The sequence below is a fragment of the Paenacidovorax caeni genome (assembly GCF_001298675.1).
GTDB classification, from domain to species: Bacteria; Pseudomonadota; Gammaproteobacteria; order Burkholderiales; family Burkholderiaceae_C; genus Paenacidovorax; species Paenacidovorax caeni.
On record NZ_CYIG01000058.1, the window covers coordinates 1 to 22065 of the forward strand.

The following is a 22065-nucleotide window of genomic DNA, read 5'->3' on the forward strand; positions in this document are numbered from 1 at the left end:
CGATGAGGTCTTCAGGCTTCTTGTAGTTAGCCAGCAGGCCAGACAGCAGTTCTTCGGGTACGTCGTGTTTCTTGGTGCTCATTGTGCTTACGGACAGGCCGGCTCGCGCCGGCGGTGGATTGTCCGTTTACACAAAATTCTGCACACCCTCTCAAGAAGCGAATGAAGGTGGACTTCGACGTTCGCGTCGTGGAAATCGCCTGATTCATCACCCGCAACCACAGGGTTGCACTTTCTCAACCCTGACGGGCATCTGTTGCCCGATGGGGCCGGTGTCCGTCGTCACTTTTTCTGGAGACGACCATGACAACTTTGAAATTCCGCGTACTCGGTGCCCACGCCAACCGCAACTTCTTCGATATCGAAGTCGAGGCGACAGATGGTATGAGCGCATTCGGGGCTGCAGCCCTGGTGCTGCGCGAAGCGGATGAGGATGGAGCGGCTGAGTTCTTCGCTGCCATCCCGGCAGGCACGCAATACACCCTCCCGGGCGATTGCGTCGTCACGCTGGAATCCCTGACAGCGCCCGCGCTGGCACAAAGCTGCGAAGCCCCAGCGGCACCAACCCTGGACCAGGGGGCTTTGGCTGACCAGGCCTTTGCGGAGTACAACTTTGGCGAAGGCGTGTACGTGACGGATAGCTCCGGCTGGGAGTACTCCACCCCCGGCCATGAGCGAACCCGTAAGGTCTACGTCGAAACCGACCCCGAGGATGACGGCCCAGCACCTCGCTGGAGCCTGAACTTCACGGTGCGGTTCGACCCTGAAACCGGCGCACTCCAAAGCGCCACTGCCACCGACGACAAGGGGCAGGATTGGGGTCACTCGGCAGCGGATCTGTCCGCCTGCTGCGCCTGTGGCGATAAGGTCTTGTCTCTCATCGGTTGCCCCGATGGCAGCGAGATCTGCAACGCCTGCTTCAACGCTGGCGGCCACTGAGCCATCGCTTTAGCTTTTCACCCACCCTGACGGGCACCAGTTGCCCTTAGGGGCCGGTGCCCGTCGCTTTCTTAGGAGAACGACGATGACATCCAAAACGCAAGAACTGGCCAACAACTTCGGTATCAGCCTGGACGACGTAGCTGAATGGTGCGGTCTGCACTACGGCCGCGACTTCTACACAGAGTCTGCGCCCAAGAAGCGCGAGTGGATCGAGCGCTATGCTGAGATGCACGGCCTCACGGCCCAAGCCCCCAGCACAGCCCCACTCAAGCAACTGGCCGCCCAGGTGCGCGACAGCGAATCCAACGAAGGATGCGATGGCGACCTCACGGTCGTCTCCAAGTCCCTGTTGGACAAGCTGCTCGCCGCCATCGCGTCCCGGGATGAGGCCATTGGCCTTTCTGAGACCTTCATGAAGGAGCTGCTCGACAGCACCGAAACCCTCACCGGCATTGCCGAGGAACACGGGGCCCGCACCTTGGCGGACCTGATGTACCTGCACAGCGCCATCGTGAGCGGGGGCTTCATCGACCACTGGGAAGGAGAGTCCCAAGCACTGAAACTCGTTCGCGCGCTACCCTCGGGTGAGCGCTGGGCGTCCTACGTGCAAGTGATCTCCACCCAGCCGTGAAGACCACCACCTGAACCCAGCTTCGGCTGACCAAACAAAAGCCCCTCATGCACTGCAGAGGGGCTTTTTTTTTGGGTATCCGGAATCCGCTGTTGAATCACTGGATTCACTGAGAGCATACTACCAAGTAAAAATCGGATTTGACTGTTGAGATTGCGACACATAAGATGCCCAGGAAATCGGAATTTAATGTGGAATTAGCCACTAGGTTCGACCTTCTCAACCTGGCTTGCCGCTATTGTGAGTATCAAGGTGAAATTTTCAATACGTTTGGGGCGCACCACATTGGTCATGGCTTGGGCCATCGCAACGGTACTTCACTGTGCCGCTGAGCAAGCTCCTTCAAATGTTGAATCGCTAATTAGCGGCAACCAATGGAAGGAGGCATCGCGGGCGATTTTCTTGGAAGCAAGGTCGGCGGACAGGTTTGAGTTGTCGATTCCTGTTGGGCAGGCAAAGGCAGGTTTCTTTGACGACGCTTTGGATACGATTGGCGGGATGCATCCAAACATGCAGCCAAGCGCTCTTCTGGCTCTTGTTGCTGATGTCCCATCAATACCGCCCAAGCTCTCTGTCGAGTTGGTACAGCGAGCACTTGATTCGGCTCGGAAGATGTCCGGGAAATCGGCAAACTATCTAAAGTCTGGGGAATTGGCTCAGGTTGCTCTCTTCTATTCGGGCAATGGAGCAGAGTCGGATGCCAGGACCATCTTCGAAGAAGCTCTAAGGGCAGCCGAGAAAGGAGCAACCGAAGAAGGCAGCGGCGGTTACCGGCAAATTTCTGAAGCACTGGCGCGTGACCTGAAGAACAGCCAGGAGTGGATGGTTGCGCTTGTGGCCAACCATCTTCAGCGACAGGGAAGAACATCCAATTCCGCGTTCGCTTATATAGATTTGGCTGAAGTCTCTGCTCGGTATCCCAAAAGCCAATTGGCATCAGAGTTGATTGAATCAGGAATTTCAGCAGCCAAAGCCATCAAACAAGAATCCTCGCGGAAATACGCATTTGAGAAGTTGGCGAATGTTGCACTAAAGGTTGGATACACAAAGGGTCTCCCCGAGAGTTTCCCCTATACCCAGGCAATTCAGGAGGCACGTTCAGGTAACCCACAAAAAGTGTGAGGCTTTGAAATTAATGAGACGTTGTCGAAATTGATGCGACACAATCTGGTGCGTGAAACGACTGGAGTGGCCCGTTGTTCTTCCTGAAGCTCACCCCTAGAGTCGCCAGACTTCGAAATATCGCCCTCCATCCATAAGCACTCCCTGTCCTGTGCCACTCCACAAGATCGCGAAGGCTCGCGCCAACGCCCCCTCTGACCTACCCTTGATCCGCAATTCCGCATGCGTGGTTCTTACCTGGGTTGCCTGTGGCGGTGAATGGAATGCGGCGATCGCTAATTTGAAGGCGTCACACGGATCGAACTGGTCTTTGACAACGGGCTGACCGCACACAGTCGGCTGGGCTACCTTATCGAATACGGTCCGGTCACAAGTTGCGCAGACGTGAGAGCAGTTGCTCTCCCAGCAGAGATGTCAGCCCCGTCCTGCCCTCAACCAGAAACAGCGACCTGCAAAACGGTCTGTACAACCAAGACCGATCATCGACCGCGAGCCAGGGCAGGTAAGCCCGGTCATGGGCCCGCAACCACGCATTGCATTCCGCCTCTCGCTCATAGCTGACGAGTGGCTGGGGAACGTCTACCAAGTCACCGATTTTGGGTGTGGCCCCCACGATCCTGGCCGCCACATCCCGAGAAAATCTCTCTCGAAGGCGCCCAAGCGGCTGCTGCAGGCGCCAGGTGCTGGTAATCACCAGCTCGCAATCTGGCACTTGCCGCACCACCTCCTCCAATACCGGCAGGCAGCAAAAATGCCGGGATTCGTGGCAAAACTCGGGGTGCAACACCCCGTCGAAGTCTAGGAAAAGGGTTGGCATGGCATGCGTTTGTCTGTGCCTGTCCAGGGATGGCCATTTTTTCATCACTTGGCCCCCCAATGGGACCCGTTGGTCATGGTCTTTCTGGTCCCATTGCGCGGAAATCGAGGCAATGCCGGGAAAGAGTGTTCCTCCCCAAGCTGACTTCAGTCGTGCGCTGAAGCAAGTGCGCGCCGCCCGGGGCGTGACCCAGGAGGACATGCTCTCGACGACCACGCGGGCCCAGCAGGTAGCCGATGCACCGCTGCCGGCTACATCCCATGCCGGGGCATTGCTGCACGAGGCCGAGACGTTGGAAGCGATTTCCACGCTGCTGGCTCAGGTGAACCGGCGGGGGTTTTGGTAAGTCTGGCAGGACCGTAGCAAAGGACGGCGAACGTCGCTTGGCATCGGATCGGATGCCTTCATGCAGCGGCACTTTGCTGCAACTTCCGCCGCAACTCATGCCGAACTTCCGGGTTGGAAAGTCCGGTAGTGCCCTCGCAAGCGATCAAGTTGCCGATTGCGGATTGAGGCCAGTCCTCGATGTCATCGTCCAGAGCGACCCAGTGGCGCGGCTTTCTTCGTTGCACGTCAGCCAGGATCTGCATGCCGCACGGGGTACTGCGGAACGACGCCAGGTTCCATGGATCGGCTCCATGGATACGCTTGTGGTACGTGCCGCCAATGAATCGGGATCGCAAGCTCTCCGGCAGACGTTTGAGGGTATGGGCGTAGCCAGGGCGAATGCACCAGGTGCTGCTGAGTACCAGAGCCACTGAGGGATAGGGAGTAAGTTCCTCTTCCAAGATAGGAACCCACTCGAACAGCGTGCGGCCAACTGTCCCATGCGGGCTCATGTAAATGCCGATGCGCGGATGCCAGAGCACCGCCTCGTGGTGCACCACGCCATCCAGGTCCAGGTACAGAACCACGTCTGCGCTGCGCGGGGTGGATGCAGGGAGGTAGGGAGTACTCTGCATGGAGAGCATGACGGCGTGTGAAGAAGAAGTACGGCCTGGCTACGTGAGCGGCGGGATTGCCAGTTTCATGCAAGAGCAGAGCCTCTGCAACCTCATGCACCAGGACAGCGGCGAGCTCTGCTGCTTGGCAAACACTCTAGTTCACCGACACTGTTTGCACGAGCCGCATAGACATCCGCAAATATTCACCAGATTTTCTGAATAAATCCTTTTAGATCATAAGACTGCATGAGGTCTATGATCCGCAAATGGCGCCACACTTGAACGATCCAACAGCCCTTGAGCCACTTCTACCCAGCACCCCTCGGGCGGATAAGCTGCTGGAGAAGGCCCATGACCTTCGGATGGAGGCGGCACGGCTGAGCGGTGCCTTCCCTGGCGGCGTGAGTACGGAGTTTGTGGGTCTTCTGCAGTCGATGAACGCCTACTACTCAAACAAGATCGAAGGCGAGCACGCCAGCCCGCTGCAGATTGCACAGGCACTTTTGGGCAGGTTTTCTCATGAGGCTGAAACTGCACGGCTTCAGCATTTGGCAGTGGCGCACATACAGACCGAGCGCTGGATCCAAGAATCATCCCCACTCCCAGCCGATCTGTACGCGGCCCATACCGTTAGGTCTATCCACTCCCACCTCTTTAGCCCTTGGGGCCACGAGGATGGGGGCGGGCTCCCTCCTGGTGCGCCGAGCGGCACCAACAAGGCGACCTATTCGCCTGGGGTGCTACGCACATGTGACGTGGTCATAGGACACCATGTCGCGCCGGGTTGGCAGTGTCTGGAGGCGCTGTTGCAGCAGTGGGCCAAGGGCTACGGGACAGCGCGGCCGGGGGAGATGCAGATCGTTGCGGCTGCCGCCGCACACCACCGCCTACTGTGGATGCATCCGTTTGTGGATGGCAACGGACGTGTCGCTCGCCTGCAGACCTTGGCCGTTATGCAGTCTCTGGACCTGGCGCCAGGGCTCTGGTCGCCACTGCGCGGGCTGGCAAGAAGTGGCGGCAGGTATTTCCAGAGGCTGGGTGATGCGGATCAGCCCGGCCTGGATGATCTGGACGCGCAAGGGCCTCTTAGCGAGCGCATGCTGGTGGCGTGGATCGACTTCTTCCTCGACGTGTGGCTGGGTGAGGTGCGCTTCATGCAGCGCATGCTCAATCAGCAAGAGATGCTGGGAAGATTGGGCGCACTGCTCGCGTATGAAACGCAGATGGGCAAACGAGGGTTGCGCATGGAGGCCCTGCGGCCCTTGCACTATCTTTTTGTCACACAAGGCTCGATCACCCGAGGGGATTTCGCGCGCATGACCGGGCTTGGCGAACGCACGGCGACCACACTCATCGGCAAACTACTAGGGGCCGGCCTGTTGTTGTCAGATTCGCCCCGCGGGGCGGTGCGCTTCGGTGTGCCGATGGATGCGTTGCGTTTTTTGTTGCCTAACCTGTGGCCTGAAGCCGAGGCGGCAGCTTGTCGCAGCGACTTGTAGTGGCAGACGAGAACCTCGGCAATGCCAAGAGGCACCAGCCTTAACTGTCAGCGCGTCTGCACTGCAAGCTTGCGATGCGGATGGCCGGAGAACCTGCTGGGACGACAAAATCTTCCCGGAGGAGGATGGCGACTTCAGGCTGATTGCCGAAGCTCAGTGAAAAAAGTCTGATGCCCGGTATGGGGCCCAAAGGCGACAGTAAGCGTCCGGCCAACTCATAGTGACGAGTGGCAGTGACAGCGGGCGGATTGGTGAGTCCGAGTTCACGGATGCAGTAGTAGTTCACCCACCAGTGAAATTTCGAATCTAGGCCACTTACTATCGAGCGCTGGACGCTTCGGCCAAAACGTTGCTAGAGAGGCTGGTACCGTTATCCGCAACGTTGGCAAAGCACTGCGAATCCGCTGGTGAGGGCTTCAGCAGGTAGGCATCCCTAAAGTTAATGGACCACGATGAACGTGGTGTTCGCGGTTGAAGACCCTGCGGGATGGAGCGATTGGTGGAGGACGGTTCAGTCCGCTGTGGTTTCAAGCGAGCTTCAACCCGGACTTTCACTTTTGATTGGTACGTCTAAGCTGATGTGTCGAAGTACCGTAGCATCCGAAGAGCTTTCCTGACGTGCGGCCATCCAACGTAGTGGCCGTGGGCGATCGCGTTGCGCAGTCTCAGCGTATCCCGGTACAGATCTGGTACTGCGCCCGTCGGGCAGCTCTTCAGGTTCTCTCCGAGTGATGCAAACGCCCAAACGTCGTCAGCAGTATCTGGCAACGCAGGGTAGGCACGCGGATAGACAACGAAGTCATCGCGTCCTGACTTAAACCGTTCTTGATTCGCGATGGTCTGATCCGTGAGCCTCTCGCGGTCTTGGCGGCCATGTAGATTGGTTTGGATTTGGCTCTCGAACTGCAGACAGAGTGAAAGGATCTCTCCGGCTACAGGGGCACAGACAAGATGATGCCGAAGCGCCCAAACTTGCTTTCTAGGTAGTCCAGGCATTGCCAGCAAAGCGCGGGCTGCCCATGGGACTACATGCAGGCTGCTCATCGAAGGTGGCCGCCACAATAAGCTCATTGCAAGGAGATCCGCTTGCAGACCTTGAAGTCGAGTTTGGCTTGGCCTTGCACCTCTAGCTCCTAAGCCCACCAATTCAAAGAGCAACTGACACCCGGCATGACCTACAAGGTGCTCTTTCGCGTGTGCCTGAAGCTCCTCCTCGACAGCTTCATCATCACCAACAGCGCCACGAGTCAGTTTGCTCCCAACAGACAGTGCATAGCTCAGGCAACCACCTGCCTCCCATGCCGCACGATGGTGTAGATAAGCCGGCCAGAGTAACCCCTCATCCATGGTCGAAGACACCTCCGAGAGGACGTGGTGGGTCGGTCGACCGTTGAGGAAGTCGCAGACTGGCTCTGATCTGACGGCGCCTCGACTATCGATCACTACGGCAGACAAGCGGACCGGGTTTATGGACTTGCGGTAGTACTCAAGCAGGCCAACTATCCCTTCCCACTCGTTTATATCCACGGGAGCAACTTCAACGAAGACAAGAACGAAGCTTCGATCCAGTAGGCAAGCCCTGATCTTGTCGCGAGCTTCGAACGGGCTGATTGCCGGATGAAGTTCGAAATCACGAAGCAGTGCCTGCGTAGGAGTACCAGCTTCGCCACCGACCTCAAGTCGCCGGACATCGAGGCGCGCTTCCCCGCTGTTCGCTCCGTGAACCGCACGACGGACAGACGGGATGACCAAGTCGGCGACGTCAGTACTCTCGGTTCGAATGACGCAGAGCCCACCTTCGTGTGACCATGGCTTTGCCTCGGCCCACGTGCTGAACGTCCTTGAGCCGCGAAACGTCCAGTGCGACGCGTAGCCGGCAATCGAAATTTCAAGTTGCACTGCTTGGCCTGAGCAATTTGATCAGCCTAACTAGCGTGCCGGAGCGATCAAAGCTTACGCGGCCTAGCGAGTTCGAATTGTTGGCGGAGCCAATATCTGCGCGCGCAGGGAGGAGGCCGACCTCGGAGAGCAGCTTAAGCGCTGACCAATCTGTAGGGTCGCTGAACGGTACGCCGATCGTTGATTGCGCAGCCAAGAGCGACCAGCACTCATGGAAGTCCCGCTCTAGATCGAAGTCCTCTGACACCTCCTCGCTGATCTGGACAGCCATCTGGAGGAGTTCCACTTCGCGGCGTGAGAGACCACCACTCCATGACGCGTTGCTCAGCTGAGCTGCGTAGTCCGACATTTGCTCGTCGAAGAGCTTCAATGCGGCCTCCAGTTCAAGCTCCGTGACTTCTGAGCCAGCCGTCTGCTGCAGCAAATTGTCAAAAGCTCCAACGAGGAACGGCACGAGCCCCGTAGCTCGGGCAATTCTGGCTACTGAGTTTCCGGCCTTGAAGTGGAGTGCGCGCGCATCCTCCAGCCACCAGGTCAGGGTGCCCTCAGTCAGTCGGCCAAGCGTCACCACTTCGACCGGCACCTGACCACCATCCAAGGCGTAGCGTCTGGCAACCCTTTGCAGGCCCAAGCCGCCAATGAGCACCAAGGGCCTGCCTGCGTCCGCATCCAGGAAGGTCTTCCAGAGATCGACTGAGACGTTACCGAACACCTGCCTTCCATCTCCGATCTGGCCTGCGGCTTCATCGGGACAACCGGGGAGTGCAAGCACGGAGCGTTCGCAACCCAATCGGTCAGGTACACCGCACTTTGGATCCAGGAGAGCATCAGTCCAATGGCCTCCAACTACGATCAACTTGCAATCAGTGCTGGTCTCTTGGCGATACCAATACCGGATCGTGTCCAGCGCGCTCTCCGAGAGAACGCACTGCGATACGCGCCGCTGAGATGCGCCACCGCGGATCGCCTGAATCTGTTGTCGAACTTCCAGCGCAACTTCTGACTGCTGAGTTAACACTGGCAAGAAGTGGGGGAAACGAAGCCGATATTCCCGCACGCCAAAGCGAGGGGCGTCTGAGACCGTCAGCAACTCGCGATCGATGAAATCCTGCAGATTCCGTTCAATCTCTGCGAGCGGCGAGGTGTCGACGCGCTCAAGCCAGTCGGAGTTCGGGTCAATTTCACGCAGTTTCGCCAGCACCTGCGTGGGACCCTCCGTCAGCGCCAAGCCTGGCTCAAGGTCCTTGAGTGCGAGGAGCGTCGCACCGAAGACGACGGCTCCGATCCGATTGCCTTGGAAGTTGTTGTTGACGACGGTCTTGATCTCGTCCAGAACGCCCTGTTCGCCAAGCGTGGCGAGCACTTCTTCGTGAGACACGGTCAAGGTCTCGCGGTCTGCCGATCTGTTGGAGCGCTTAAGGCGCCTGACAAGACTCTCGCCAAAACGGATCAGTACAGCCGGCTGGAAGCCACATCGCATGGCCACAAATGGAGCGTGGTTGCCCAAGGCAACGCCAATGCGGGCGAGCATCCCTTCCAAGAACTGCACCGCCTCATCCTCAGCAAGAGGACGGAGTACCAGGACATCGCCAGCATTCGCCCAGACTCCACCCCGCGTATTGGTGACTCGATACCCTGAGAAGATCGTTCGGATCCGGGGAAGTTGACTGCCATCCACTTGTGCCGGCAGCTCCTTCATCATGCGGAAGCTCAGAGAACCTTCTCGATCATCGTCGTACCGAGAGAGCTGTCCCTCGACAAACGCGTCGGCTTCGTCCAGTATCAACAACACGCTGTGCTGGGACTTCTCCTGCAAGAAGCGCTTCATGTATGCAGAGAAGCGCTCTGCTGGCGGTTGATCCTTCAACCCAGGCTGCTCCGCCAAGCTAAAGCGGCTTGCCATCTCATTGACGATGCAGTCGACGACCCAGCGCTCGGATTCGCCGCCTGCGATCGTGATGAAGAAGACGTTGAGCGTGTTTCCAGAAGGCAGCGGATAGCCGTCGAACGTGCTCGCTACGTACTTCAGTAAGGCGCTCTTGCCCAACTTCCGCCCGGAGAACACCCGCGTGTACGACCATCCAAGCGCCACGCGCTCCGCCTCGTACTTACGTCCGATGTAGGTCTCTAGACGAACATGTTGACCATCGAGACTGGAGAAGGGTGATGCCGTATCAAGATCCAGCTGTTCCAGCAGGACCTCGAGAAACGGAATGAAGTCGTGCCCATCCAGTCGACTGCTCGCCGCACAGAGCCTGCAAAGATCCAAGTCGTCGATGATCGCGGCCGAGACGCCTCGCTTTCGAAAGCCGGAGCAAAGCTCATCTCTGCGAGTGATGGGCAGCCCTGGCGCCAGGAAGACAACCAACGAGCTTGGTGCCTCACTACTTGCCGCCTTACACCAGTCATCCAAGACGCTTGCACCTCGACTGGCCTGTTGCGGTGAAGACGCAATGACAATCTGACTGAAGGTGGCCAACTGCGGGAGGAACGAGGGGTTCAGCTTAGAACCCTTGAAGTAGTTTCGAACCGTCTCGCAACTGATCGTGGTCTTTTTGTCCTTGTGCTCGCGCAAGTCCGCAAGCTTTATGGGGAATCGCTTCTGGTTCTCACTGGGGGTACGTCCTGCCTCGCCGCTGATCACTGCGTAGAGCAACTTCGGCATTGCGTCTCGTTGACTCGGTTCAACGTTCCCGGAGGTCCAGAGTTCAACCAAACGCTTCTGTTCGGGAGTTGACCCTTTGAGGTCGTTCGCCAGCTTTGTTCTCGGCTCAGGCCAAGTTTTCCGGGAGTGCTCGCGCCACAGCGTTCGGCGGCTTCCAAGACGGTCGCCGTCTGTACTCGGCACCTCGCCACTGTGGAAGAGCGCCACACCGGATCGATAGTCGCCGGCCTCAAAGTACTTTGTGATCCGAGCGGCTGTATCGCCGGGCTTCTCAACAGCCAAGTCCAGCAGAGCCTTTGCCGCCACATCTATGTGGACAGTCGCCAAAGCAACGGATTGCCTCAGCCAAGCCAGCAATAGCAAGCTGACGGTCATTGAACCCGAAGCACCAGCGGCCAGGGTTCTGGCTTCTTCAACGATAGCCCTGAGTCTCGGCTCGGTCGGGGCCATGAGTTCATTACTGGCGCCCCAGAGGCGTTCCAACTTTCGTGTGGCCTCAAATGCCTGGTCGCCCATTTCTAGGGCGTATTGATGCAACAGAGTTCGCTCATGAGACTGAAGAACGTCTGTTGCAGACAGCGAAGCGAGAACGTCGCGCCGCTCTCGATCAGCCGCGACGTTCCTCAAGCACGTCCAGACATCGGTATCCTCCGTAAATGTTGGAACAGCGAAAGCGCGCCAGTCCTGCAGCATCGCACTAACCGCCGTCGCGTTTTCGAAATCCGGCACACGGATGCCTTCAATCGCAATTCCTGGCTCCGCTAGCGCTCTAGGAGCCAGATATCTGATGAACCGCCCCGGCTTTCAAGGAGGCCAGTTGGTTTAAGTTGACACCTCTGCCGAGGTGTTGCTGTTGGCGAGTTGCCTCCAGTAGTTTGCCTCAGCTTCTGCCGGAGGGATGCCCCCAATCGGCGTGAGCAGTCGGACGTGGTTGAACCAGTGCACCCACTGCAGGGTGGCCAGTTCCACGGATTCCCTGGTCTTCCAGGGTCCCCGGCGGTGAATCAGCTCGGCCTTGTACAGCCCGTTGATGGTCTCGGCCAGCGCGTTGTCGTAGCTGTCACCCCGGCTGCCCACCGAGGGCCGTATGCCCGCCTGGTCCAGGCGCTCGGTATAGCGGATGGAAACGTACTGACTGCCCCTATCGGAATGGTGCGTCAAGGCATCAGCCGCAGGCTGGCGGTCGTACAAGGCCTGCTCCAGCGCATCCAGCACAAAGTCCGTCTGCATGCTGCGGCTGACCCGCCAGCCCACGATGCGCCGGGCATACACGTCCACCACGAAGGCCACGTACAGCCAACCCTGCCAGGTGGAGACGTAGGTGAAGTCCGACACCCACAGCTCGTTGGGGCGGCTGGCATGGAATTGCCGGTTGACGTGGTCCAGCGGGCACGGCGCCGATGTGTCAGGCGTGGTGGTACGCACCGTCTTGCCACGGCGTGCCCCTTGCAACTCCATGGCACGCATCAGTCGCTCGACCGTGCAACGCGCCACCGAGATGCCCTCGCGGTTCATCTGCAACCAGACCTTGTCGGCTCCGTAGACCTGCCAGTTGGCGTGCCACACGCGCTGGATATCGGCCTTCAAACCCTCGTCACGCTGGGCGCGCTGACTGCGCAGTTGCGGGTTGCGTTGCCGGGCTGCGTGGCGCCAGTAACACGACGGGGCCATCTGCAACACCCGGCAGATGGGCTCGACCCCGTAGTCGTCTCGGTGGCGGTCGATGTAGGCCTTCACGACTTGAGTCGGCGGTCGAGCTCCGCCTGCGCAAAAAACGCGCTCGCCGTCTTCAGGATGTCGTTGGCCCGGCGCAATTCCTTGACCTCACGCTCCAGTTCCTTGATGCGCTGGGCGTCTGCCGTGGTGGTGCCGGGGCGCTGGCCGCTGTCGACCTCCGCCTTCTTGACCCAATCGTTCAAGGTCTGCGGCACGCAGCCAATCTTGGGCGCAATCGATTCAATGGCGGCCCACAGCGATGGGTAGTCGGCTCGGTGCTCCTGCACCATGCGTACGGCGCGCTCGCGGACCTCGGGTGAGAACTTGTTTGACTTGTTCATGGCTCCATCTTCTCAAGAGTTGGAGCCTCCTCAAAACCCGGGGCGGTTCATTCCCGCATCTCCCGCATATTCGCTTGTGTATGTAGCTCTGAGTTCAGCGATCAAAGAACGACTGACCCAGCGCTCCCCTTCAACGACTATCTTAGCTGGCGTCTGGCTGTCGCTTGCGGCCTCGCCAAGCGCACAAGGTTTCCATGGACAACCGCTCTACCCAGCCTCTGGGCCTTGCGCTCCTCCACCGTGTTTAGGTCATCCTAGCGGCGAACGAAGGGGAGGTAGGCGATCTCTTCGACCAACTTGATCGTGTTGGCAGTTCCGTCAGATCAGAAGGCATTTCAGAGCGCGTCGGCTTTGCTGCGGAGTTGGCCAGCGAGCATGTGTTGAGTGTCTTCAAGAGTTGGATCGTGTGAGTGAGCCGCGCGGCCGCTGGGTGATGCTGTCAGGCCTGCCCAGGCTTCGGAAGCAAGGACTTGATGTCAGCGAGGTTGGCGATGACCACCTGCTTCTCGCCCTTCCGGGGTGTGCCGTTGGGTTCGAAGTTCAGCGTCCTCAGGGTGTAGAACAGCATCGCTTGACGGCAGGGCACGGTGACCTTTCCGTTCTTCATCCCGTAGTCGATCTCGACACCCTCGCGCTGCTTGAGCGTGAGCGAATCGTCTGGCTTCAGGACGAGGTCCACGTTGGTGTGCCACTCGCGGTCCTGCGACGAGTCAACGTCAGACGCCACAGGTGCACCGGGCGACAGGATTCGGCCCAAGACGAAGTCTCTGAACCCCTCACGAAGGTGGCAGTAGGCCCGCACGTGCCACCGCACGCCGTCATAGCCGAACGCGTGGGGGCTGATGTACCGTTCCTGAGGCTCATCCCGCGCAATCGACTGGTATCGGATACGCAGCTTCGCCCGTTCGGCAATCGACTGCAGCAGAAGGGCGAGGGTCTTCGGCTCGATCGTTCGACTGGGAAGGGGTACCGAGGCCATGGGCGGCCGAAACGCCAGGAACGCTTGGTCGCTGGTCAAGATCTGCCGTTCCAGGGCCAGCAGCTGAGACAGGTACTGGCGCGCTCCGCTGGACTCATAGTGAGGGGCATACGCTGGCGTAGCGACGTACGTGCGGGAACTGGTGTCGTACTCCAGGTTGCCCGGCGCTACCTCGGCGTAGCGCGCGATGTCGGCGGACGCCTGGGGCACCGAGATCTTGAAGAAGTCTGTCACGTCTCGGCGGTTGATGCGGCCACCCCACTGCAGACGGAAGTCGATGAACTGCAGCCTGCGCTCTTGGCTCCACTTGACGGTACCGGTGTCAGTGGCCTCGTCTTGGGGCGAAGCCTTGCTTGAGCGCAAAGAGGGGCGCGGGGCGGGAGGTCGTGCAGCACCGAGCTCAGCGGGCGGGCTGATCACCCGGCTCAGGTCAGCGGCTCGGCGGGGGGAGGTTCGGCTTGGCATGAAGCCAGTATAGTTTATTGACGCGAATACAAAATATGCGTATAGTAACTGTATTGGCTTCGGTGCCACTCGGCAAGTGCCGACGCGCCGTACTTTCAAGTCAACCAACGCTCAGGCTCCATTCAAAGGTTCACATGACAAACAAACATCAAATCGTCTTCTATCCGGTGGGCAACGGTGACACATCGCAGGTCGTCCTCAGCCAAGGGCGCCGTGTCCTGTTCGACTTCTGCCACCGCCCGAACGCCGAGAGCGCGGACACACCCGAGATCGATCTCAAGAAGCGGCTCAAGGAGGAGTTGGAGGCTGCTGGGCGGGACTACTTCGACGTCGTGGCCTTCACGCACGCGGACGCCGACCACATCATGGGCAGCACGCAGTTCTTCGAACTGAAGCACGCCGCAAAGTACCAGGGCAAGGACCGCATCAAGATTCGCCAGCTCTGGGTTCCCGCCGCGATGGTGTTGGAGAGCGCTTCCAACGATCAGCAGAGCGATGAGTTCGTCATCCTGCGGCAGGAGGCGCGTCACCGCCTGCTGGAGGGCAAGGCGATCCTGGTCTTCTCGAAGCCACAGGCACTGATGGACTGGCTCGTGCCGAAGCTCAAGGAGCGCGGCGAGGCGGCAACCGCACGCGACCATCTGTTCGTCGACGCGGGCACGCTGGTGCCGGGCTTCTCGCTGGCGGCGGACGGTGCTGAGTTCTTCTGCCACTCCCCTTTCATCAAGCACTGCGAAGGCGGCGACGTGATCCGGAACACCGCTGCACTGGTGTTCAACGTCAGGCTGCAGGCCGGCGACAGCACCTTCGACTACCTCGAGATCGGCGATGCCCACTGGGAGGATCTGGAGGACATCGTGCGCATCACGAAGTGGCACAAGAACGATGACCGCCTGGCCTGGGACGTGGTCAACATTCCGCACCACTGCAGCTATCTGTCGCTGAGCGACGTGAAAGGCGAGAAGGAAACCGAGCCCAAGCCGCTGGTGAAGGAGCTGCTGCTGGCGGGCAAGCAGGACTCGTACATCGTTAGCTGCAGCAAGCCGGTCGTGGACGTGAAGAAGTCCTACGACCAGATCCAGCCGCCCCACATTCAGGCGCGCAAGGCCTACGAGCGCTACCTGAAGGAGGTGAAGGGCCGCAAGTTCCTGGTAACCATGGAGGAGCCCAACGCCACCAAGCCCGAACCCCTGGTGTTCGATGTGACCGCAGGTGGTGTGTCGTGGACCAAGATGGCGCTGATCGGTGCCCCCGCCATCGTGGCCAGCCGTCCGTCGCGAGCCGGGTGATGGCAGAGGAATTCCACGAGATCGCCGGCTTCGGGGAGCTGACCGACACCGAGCTGCTGAGCTTGCCCCGTGCACGAGCGTTGGTGGCGGCAGTACGTGACGCGAGCGACTTCACGCTCGTGCAGCTGCTGTCCCACACCGTGCCGGGCGTGCCGCGCATCGAAGTCTTGGTGGTCAATGTCGAGTGCGACGGGGTGCCGTCCAGGAACCCAGCCGGCATTCAGTACCGCGAGCGCCTGGCCTTGTACGTGCCCGAGGACCCGGGGGCGCTGGTCGAGGTGCTCGCTCTGCGCAAGTCGTTCCCGGTCTTGATGCACCAGAACCACGGCACGCGCGATGGGGCGGCCAGCCTGTGCCTCTACTTCGAGCCGACCCAGACGGTGATGCGTACCTGGACGCCGCAACGGTTCCTCCGCCGCATCCAGTGGTGGTTGGAGCAGAGCGCCAAGGGCGAGCTACACCCTGCCGACCAGCCCGTGGAGCACCTGTTCTTCGCCTCGAAGTACGAACTCGCGCTCCCGTGGAACCTGGAGGCGCTCCGGGCCACTGCCGGCATGAAGATGGCTGTCGCGCGCAGCAAGGCCAGGCCCGACGGTGGCGGAACCTTTTTCTTGCGACCAGTCGGCAATGGCGGCACTGAGCCAGCGGGTTTGGCATCGCTCATCGAGTTGACGTTGCCTCCCGTGGTGCAAGGGTTCGTCGAGCGCGATCCTTCAACCCTAGGTGGTCTTGCTGACATGCTGTCGCATCGAGGAGTGCAACTGTTGCCGTCGCTGATCGCCGCGCTGACGGAAGGCGTTGGAAGTCTCGGCGCGCCTGCGGGAACGGCTGAATCCTTCGTGGTCATCGTTGTGCATATCCCGCTAGTGCGTGAGTCTGGCGGAGCGGTGCAACAAGTCTCTCGCCGCGCCTTCTTGATTCAGGGGGATGTGCGGGAGCTGGGCGTCAAGGCGGGGGCGCTGTACATGCTCGACAAGAAGTACTTCGTCGAAGTCCAGGGATCTATGCTGGCGCGAGCCACGGCGACCGAATGGATGAGTGAGCCCATCTTCCCAATGAGCGTCCTGCAGTTCCCGGACAGTGCGGCGGCGCGCAAACAGTCCAGCATCCATGTCGAAGGACCGCGTGCAGCGTTGGTTGGAGCAGGCTCACTCGGCAGCGCTATGCTGAACTTGTGGGCCCGCGCCGGCTGGGGCCAGTGGTCGGTCATCGACAAGGACCATGTGAAGCCTCACAACCTGGTCCGGCACGCAGCCTTCTCGCTGCATGTTGGTGAGCTGAAGTGCGATGTCGTATCCGAGCTTTGTGGGGCCGCCACCGATGGCGCGGCCACGGTGACGGCGGTCAGGGGTGACGCTTGTGACGCCGACGTTCCAGCGGTGAAGGAGGCGCTCAACGCGGGGTCGTTGGTCGTCGACGCATCCGCTGCTCTGGATTACCCACGCCAGGTCAGCTTCCAGGATGCGCTGCCTCGCCATGTGACAGTTTTCGTCACGCCCGCCGGCAACGGGGCCGTCCTGATGTTCGAGGACAAGGCGCGTTCCATGCGCCTGCGCACCTTGGAAGCCCAGTACTACCGCGCCTTGATCCGCCAGGCTTGGGGTGAGCGGCATCTTGAAGGCAACCTGGGAACCTACTGGAGCGGTGCGAGCTGCCGGGACATCTCGGTGGCCATGCCGTACTCGCGGATTGCCGTGCATGCCAGCACCCTGGCCGAACAGGTCATGTTCCGAGCTCAGTCCGATGAAGCTTGCATTCGGGTTTGGGAGCGCAATCCCGACACCGGAGGGGTATCGGTGCATGACGTCGTGCCAGAAGTAGAGCGGCGCCTTGACTTCGGCGATCTGGCGGTCTTCTACGATGATGGCTTAGCAGCGCATCTGAAAGCGCTCCGGCTGGCAGCCCTGCCGAACGAGACTGGTGGCGTTTTGCTGGGCTATCACGACTTCAATGTCGGGGCGGTTGTGCTGGTCGATGCACTGCCGGCCCCGTCGGACAGTCACGCCAGCCCGGGTTCGTTCGAGCGGGGCACTGCCGGTTTGGCCAAGGCTGTGCAGGACGCCTCGGCGCGGACCGCGGGTATCGTCGGCTATGTCGGCGAGTGGCACAGCCATCCCCGCGGTCACTCAGCCAGGCCGAGTCGAGATGATCTGATCCAACTGGCAGAACTCAGTCTGGGCATGCATGGTGACGGGCTCCCCGCGCTCCAACTCATCGTGGGAGAGAACGACATCCAGGTGCTGCAGGGCATGGTCAAGACATGACGGCGTCTCATCCATCCATTGCGCTGGCGCTGTCGGGCGGAGGTATCCGGGCCATGGTGTTCCACCTTGGCGTCATGAAGCACCTGGCCGAGCGCGGTTTGTTGGAGGACGTGGCCAGGGTCTCCACCGTGTCCGGGGGCAGCTTGCTCGTCGGGCTGCTACTTCAGCAGAACCAGATGCGCTGGCCGACGTCGGAACAATTCTTGGCGCGCTCGCTACCGGCACTGCGGGAGTCGCTGTGCATGCGCAGCCTGCAATGGGGTGCAGCGCGGCAGTTGCTGAACCCGCTGAACTGGCGGTTCTTGCTGTCGCGGTCCAACTTGTTGGCGCGGGCATTGCAGCGCGAGTGGCAGGTGCAGGCGGCATTGGCAGATCTTCCGGTGGCGCCCGAGTGGTCAATCAATGGAACGACCGCAGAGAACGGCAAGCGCTTCCGCTTCAAGCGACAAGACATCGGCGACTACACCCTGGGCTATGCCTCGGCTGAACGGTTTCCACTGGCCAGCGCACTGGCTGTGTCTGCTGCCTTTCCGGGGGGGTTCGGTCCGTTGACCTTGAATGCTCGCCGTTTTGATTGGCGCAGGCGTTCATGGGATGACCCGCCGGAGGCAGCCAAGCCCGTCGAGGCGGCTTTCCGGCGGCTCCATCTGTACGACGGCGGCGTCTACGACAACATGGGCCTTGAGCCGTTCTTTGATGCAGGGCGGCAGCGCCCGAAGCATGACGGTGGATTCATCATCTGCTCGGACGCTGGTGCCCCGTTGGTAAACGGCTTTCGCCATGGGCCGCTGAGTGTGTTCCGGCTCAAGCGCGTCGCCGACATCATGTCGGACCAGTCGAGATCGCTTCGGGTACGTGCGTTCGCCCACTACCTGCAGCAGACGCCATCTGGCGGTGCTTACCTCTACATCAACACGCCGATCTCCGCGCCTGAGAAATGCCCGTCCGCGCAGTTCGCCGCGTCATTCCCAACGACTTTGCGCCGGCTTGACATCGAAGAGTTTGATCGAATTGCAGCACATGGGCAGGCTGTCGCCAAACAAGCGCTAGTGACTACGGTCTGTTGACGAGTGGGCACTCGTTGGGCGCACCAGCCAGATCGAATCGCGAGTCCACGTTGGCATGAGCGGAGCGAACTACCGCTTTGCGCCCGTCAGCGGGCGAACGGTGCTCGACTACGGGTGACAGCAAACGCTGCACAGAGGACATCGGCAGCCGCGACACGAATGGCAGCAACGGGTCGAAAGCAGCCGATATGCGGCAGCCCGCAAGCTGAACGACAGGCGCTCTCCTAGGGCCCACGGAAGAACCTATCGTCCTGGTGGTGCGCGATGTTCGGTGCTTGTTTCCTCTTGCCGCGTCGGCGCGTGTGGCCGTCGTGAGCAGGCCGTCTGCATACCAGGCCCGCGAACCTATGGATGTCTACAGTGCTCAATGGCAGCCTAGCAGGCTGCAACACGTGACGGGGCTCTTCGGCCCGCAGTTGGCTCGGCGGGAGTGAGTGGAGCCAGCTCTTGAGCCCGTATGCCGGTGGTGCTACACTAACAAACAAGGACGTGCCTTCAACTTGGAGCCATATGCAATTGAGCTTATGAACTCTCGAAGGTGGCGTGGTCCTCTTAGCCCTTGGCTAGTTCCGGGGGAGGGTGGACACTAACGTCAGCGGGGTGAATGCGCTAAAGACCCTGTGTCGTCGAAGCTGAATCGGCGGCTCTCAGAAATACTGCAGCAAACGGGCTCACTAACGGTGGGCTTTTGTTTTTCTGAGGGGTTCTTATGGAAAACGTAAACGTGCCCGAGTTCGACCGGGCCGCCTTCGCAGCGCGTCTTGAAGAGGAGCTCCGAGCGCTCGCTGTGCCGCTGCTGCCAGGCTCCCAGCTGGCCAAGCTGGTCAATAGAGCCTTAGGTGAAGGGCGCTCTTTCCGGGACTACTTGCCTGGTCCTGAGCTCCCCAGGTTACGCACATTCATCGAGCGTTTCGTTTCGCCGGAGGTCGTCAGGCCCACCGAGCAGCGCCAAGGCTCAGACATCCTATTTGCCGTTCCGCATGAGGCGAGCGCGTTCAGCTTGGCACAGGATGGCCGCTTGTGGAAGGCGTTCGTCGCTGTCCAGCCAGTCTCGCAGCTCGTCTTCAACCGCAGCACTGGCGCAGTCTCCGTTCTGCCCGCAGGCCTGCCGGTGCCCGACGGCTGCGCGGTCGTACAGCGAGTGCAGCCCCACGAACATCGCGACCTGCGCGCCAACTTCTGTGACTCTCTGACGAAAAGGGGCGTTCCTATAGGCGATCTCTTGGAGGCCGCCTTGGAGGAATCTGAGGGCTTCTATCAGCGCTGGCTGCAGATGCTGCGCGCCAGGAAACCTCTGGACCGGGAGTGGGGGCACTTTCGCAACGAAGAACTGCTCAGTTTGTACGAGCAGCGACTGCGACAGCTTGGTGCACCTGAAGACCGCGCGCAGCAGCTCAAGAAAGAGCTATTCCTAGACCACGAGGTCGCTCGCGCTCCCAAGAAGGCCGCCGACGCACTTGTCGCTGCTGAAGCCGCGAGCAACGCCCCTCGTGACCACCGAGACAACCGCGAAAGACGCGCGCGCGAGCTGCTGCGAGTGGCTTCCGAGCGCTTGCCGTTGGAGCAGCTGCTCTCGGTGCAGCTCCCAGTGAGTGTCATCCTGGACTTGACTGCGCACTTGCCCGAACAATGAAGCAGTTGGTGCTTGTCGCAGCACCAGCGTCTCGAAACTCCATCGAGGCGCTGCTGCATGAACAGACCGCCGGGCGCTGGCCGCGGTGGGTCACATTCTTTCCGCTCCACGGCAGTAACAAGGCCGTCAATGACGCGGAGTTGAACGAGTTCGCCCAGAACACCGACGCGGACATCTTGGCATCGAGCAGCGTCATTTCGGGCTGGGTGGCCCAAAACAACTCGAACGTAAGACGCTTCAAAGGCGACGAGCTCAAGGGCGAGGTCGTGCGACTCCTGGAGCAGGACGGAGAGACCTGGTCGAGCAAGTTGAAGGCCCTCCAGGGGCTGAGCGGCGCCAAGCTGCTGAATGCCCAGGAGTGGCGCGCGCAGTTCGCCAAAGTGGACCCGGACATTGGTCCTCGGGTGGCCAAAGCACTGATTGCGCAGCTGCGAGTCGTGCGCCTGTCAGAGCTCGCCGAGCTGCTGGTTGCGGGCGGGGCGTACGACTACAACGTCTACTTTCTGGGCAACGACCCGCACAGCGGGGACTCGGCACTCGTTACGCCGCTGGCTGCCCACCTCAGCCCCAAACTTTTTGAGGCGTCGAAGCTACCTGCCTTGCCTCAAGGAGCGGCCGTCCGCCTCTTCTCGGATGGTGGCTGGAGCGGCGGCGAGACCGCCAATCGCATCAAGTGCATCACGACGCCCTGTCCGAACAAAACGTGCCATGTTGGCCCCAGCCACACGCTGCATGTAAGTCTCGGCTTCATAACGAAGAAGGCCGAAGCTTTCATCACGCACATTGCAAAGGAGACGTGCACCGCCGGCAAAGTGGCCGACCTCACGTTCTCTTGCTCGAACGTGCTCGACCCGGGTGCCGGCCCCGGCTTGGGACTTGCGTTCGCTGACAATGACGTCAACAGGTTCGTGGACCCGCGCAATCCGAAAGCTTTCCACGACTTTTGCAAAAAGGTCGGAGACTCCATCGACGTGAACCGCTCGCTGGGAACGCATGGCATCGCATCGACAGTTCTCTTCGAGCATAGCCTGCCTAAAGCGTTGCTGCCTCTCTTGATGTTCGGAGGGGCGCAGGTGACAGCGGCAGACGGCTCGCAATTCTTGTGGAAAGCGCTTCTGGATAGCCAGCATGTGCAGAATCCAGCTGCCAACAATCCGAACCATCATTGCGCTGCATGCCGGCTGAAATAGGCAACGGGTGTGATGGCAAATCAGCGCGAACCTATTATCAGTAGTTGAACTCCGGCGATCGCAACGGCTGCTTCCGGCCAGGAGCTGTCGTCTGGCGCGTTGCTGTGAACGGCTGGTCGAAGCTGATCTCGGACATTGGGACGTTGAGCGGCCAAAGTCGGCTCACACCGAGAGCAGTTCTACACAGCGAGAGCTTGGATAAACCAGGGCCCCACCTCCTCAAGAAAGTTGCTGCATGGCTTCGTGCTGCGTCAGTCATTCAAAGGATTCCTCGCGTGGAACGAACCAATCCCTGTCGCGTTCAATCCGTCGACGCATAGACGTCAGCGCCTCCGCGGCCCAACCAGCCACGACAGGATCGGAGTGGGTCGCAAGGGCTTCTGCGAGGGCGACGAACGGTGCCAACGTCTGGCCGAGACTGCCTGACCAGTGAGATGGATGAAAGCTCCTGCCGGGGTCTCCTCGTTTTCAGTGCAATAAGTGACGGTACGAAAAGCTAGCACTGGCGCGGAGGTGGTGTTGGTAGATCGTTGATTTCATTGACTTTCCTGTTCACTTTCAAATCTGCGATTCGTGGCGTCAAACCGTGGTCGGTTTCATCC

The 22065-nt window shown here is 60.1% G+C and carries 16 protein-coding genes and 1 other annotated feature; of the genes, 11 read left to right on the plus strand and 5 right to left on the minus strand.

The genetic code is table 11. The annotated features are described in order from the left end of the window. Positions 1-303: 303 nt before the first annotated feature. The 3 genes from BN2503_RS16960 to BN2503_RS20230 all read left to right on the plus strand — a co-directional run bounded on the left by BN2503_RS16960 (position 304) and on the right by BN2503_RS20230 (position 2695). Positions 304-939: a hypothetical protein gene (locus BN2503_RS16960; RefSeq protein ID WP_139235510.1), complete on the plus strand. Its 636-nt coding sequence runs from the start codon at positions 304-306 to the stop codon at positions 937-939. An 85-nt stretch (positions 940-1024) separates the two neighbouring features. After that, the gene (locus BN2503_RS16965; protein ID WP_054257797.1) at positions 1025-1573 is read left to right on the plus strand and encodes a hypothetical protein; all 549 of its coding nucleotides are present in this window, start codon (positions 1025-1027) and stop codon (positions 1571-1573) included. A 240-nt stretch (positions 1574-1813) separates the two neighbouring features. Beyond that, positions 1814-2695, plus strand: a complete 882-nt coding sequence (locus BN2503_RS20230; protein WP_139235511.1) for a hypothetical protein — start codon at positions 1814-1816, stop codon at positions 2693-2695. Between the two features lie 367 nt (positions 2696-3062). Here BN2503_RS20230 and BN2503_RS16970 read toward each other — a convergent pair whose 3' ends face one another. Next, positions 3063-3713, minus strand: coding sequence for an HAD domain-containing protein (locus BN2503_RS16970; protein ID WP_353611902.1), 651 nt, complete (start codon positions 3711-3713; stop codon positions 3063-3065). Between BN2503_RS16970 and BN2503_RS16975 the strand changes: the two genes are divergently transcribed. Further along, positions 3625-3858, plus strand: coding sequence for a hypothetical protein (locus BN2503_RS16975; protein ID WP_054257799.1), 234 nt, complete (start codon positions 3625-3627; stop codon positions 3856-3858). The two genes, BN2503_RS16970 and BN2503_RS16975, sit on opposite strands and share 89 nt — an antisense overlap. Positions 3859-3916: 58 nt before the next feature. Here BN2503_RS16975 and BN2503_RS16980 read toward each other — a convergent pair whose 3' ends face one another. After that, on the minus strand, positions 3917-4483 hold the full coding sequence (locus tag BN2503_RS16980) for an HAD domain-containing protein (RefSeq protein ID WP_054257800.1): 567 nt from the start codon (positions 4481-4483) through the stop codon (positions 3917-3919). Positions 4484-4734: 251 nt separating this feature from the next. Here BN2503_RS16980 and BN2503_RS16985 point away from each other — a divergent pair, with 251 nt between their 5' ends. Together BN2503_RS16985 and BN2503_RS20565 are read left to right on the plus strand one after the other, a co-directional pair. After that, the gene (locus BN2503_RS16985; protein WP_233495115.1) at positions 4735-5955 is read left to right on the plus strand and encodes a Fic family protein; all 1221 of its coding nucleotides are present in this window, start codon (positions 4735-4737) and stop codon (positions 5953-5955) included. Positions 5956-7572: 1617 nt separating this feature from the next. Then, the gene (locus tag BN2503_RS20565) at positions 7573-7761 is read left to right on the plus strand and encodes a hypothetical protein (protein WP_054257802.1); all 189 of its coding nucleotides are present in this window, start codon (positions 7573-7575) and stop codon (positions 7759-7761) included. An 82-nt stretch (positions 7762-7843) separates the two neighbouring features. Here the strand turns inward: BN2503_RS20565 and BN2503_RS16995 are convergent, their stop codons facing one another. The 3 genes from BN2503_RS16995 to BN2503_RS17010 all read right to left on the minus strand — a co-directional run bounded on the left by BN2503_RS16995 (position 7844) and on the right by BN2503_RS17010 (position 13918). Continuing rightward, positions 7844-11248, minus strand: coding sequence for a hypothetical protein (locus BN2503_RS16995; RefSeq protein ID WP_139235512.1), 3405 nt, complete (start codon positions 11246-11248; stop codon positions 7844-7846). A 93-nt stretch (positions 11249-11341) separates the two neighbouring features. Then, a protein-coding gene (locus BN2503_RS17000) for an IS3 family transposase (protein ID WP_139235513.1) occupies positions 11342-12576 on the minus strand; the annotation gives its coding sequence in 2 pieces (ribosomal slippage) (positions 11342-12294 and positions 12294-12576; 1236 coding nt in all). Next, positions 12182-12298: a sequence feature (AL1L pseudoknot), on the minus strand. It overlaps the preceding gene by 117 nt. A 439-nt stretch (positions 12577-13015) precedes the next feature. Next, on the minus strand, positions 13016-13918 hold the full coding sequence (locus tag BN2503_RS17010; RefSeq protein ID WP_054257805.1) for a helix-turn-helix transcriptional regulator: 903 nt from the start codon (positions 13916-13918) through the stop codon (positions 13016-13018). A 236-nt stretch (positions 13919-14154) separates the two neighbouring features. Here BN2503_RS17010 and mblB point away from each other — a divergent pair, with 236 nt between their 5' ends. The 5 genes from mblB to BN2503_RS17035 all read left to right on the plus strand — a co-directional run bounded on the left by mblB (position 14155) and on the right by BN2503_RS17035 (position 21463). Continuing rightward, on the plus strand, positions 14155-15309 hold the full coding sequence (gene mblB / locus BN2503_RS17015) for an anti-phage 6A-MBL system MBL-fold protein (protein WP_054257806.1): 1155 nt from the start codon (positions 14155-14157) through the stop codon (positions 15307-15309). Then, the gene (gene cap2-3 / locus BN2503_RS17020) at positions 15309-17573 is read left to right on the plus strand and encodes an anti-phage 6A-MBL system cap2_3 protein (RefSeq protein ID WP_054257807.1); all 2265 of its coding nucleotides are present in this window, start codon (positions 15309-15311) and stop codon (positions 17571-17573) included. The genes mblB and cap2-3 overlap by 1 nt, the downstream gene beginning before the upstream one ends. Then, a complete protein-coding gene (locus tag BN2503_RS17025) occupies positions 17570-18640 on the plus strand; it encodes a patatin-like phospholipase family protein (RefSeq protein ID WP_139235514.1) in 1071 nt (356 codons plus the stop codon). The genes cap2-3 and BN2503_RS17025 overlap by 4 nt, the downstream gene beginning before the upstream one ends. A gap of 709 nt (positions 18641-19349) precedes the next feature. Next, a complete protein-coding gene (locus BN2503_RS17030) occupies positions 19350-20273 on the plus strand; it encodes a hypothetical protein (protein ID WP_054257808.1) in 924 nt (307 codons plus the stop codon). Next, positions 20270-21463, plus strand: coding sequence for a hypothetical protein (locus tag BN2503_RS17035; protein ID WP_054257809.1), 1194 nt, complete (start codon positions 20270-20272; stop codon positions 21461-21463). The genes BN2503_RS17030 and BN2503_RS17035 overlap by 4 nt, the downstream gene beginning before the upstream one ends. Positions 21464-22065: the final 602 nt, after the last annotated feature.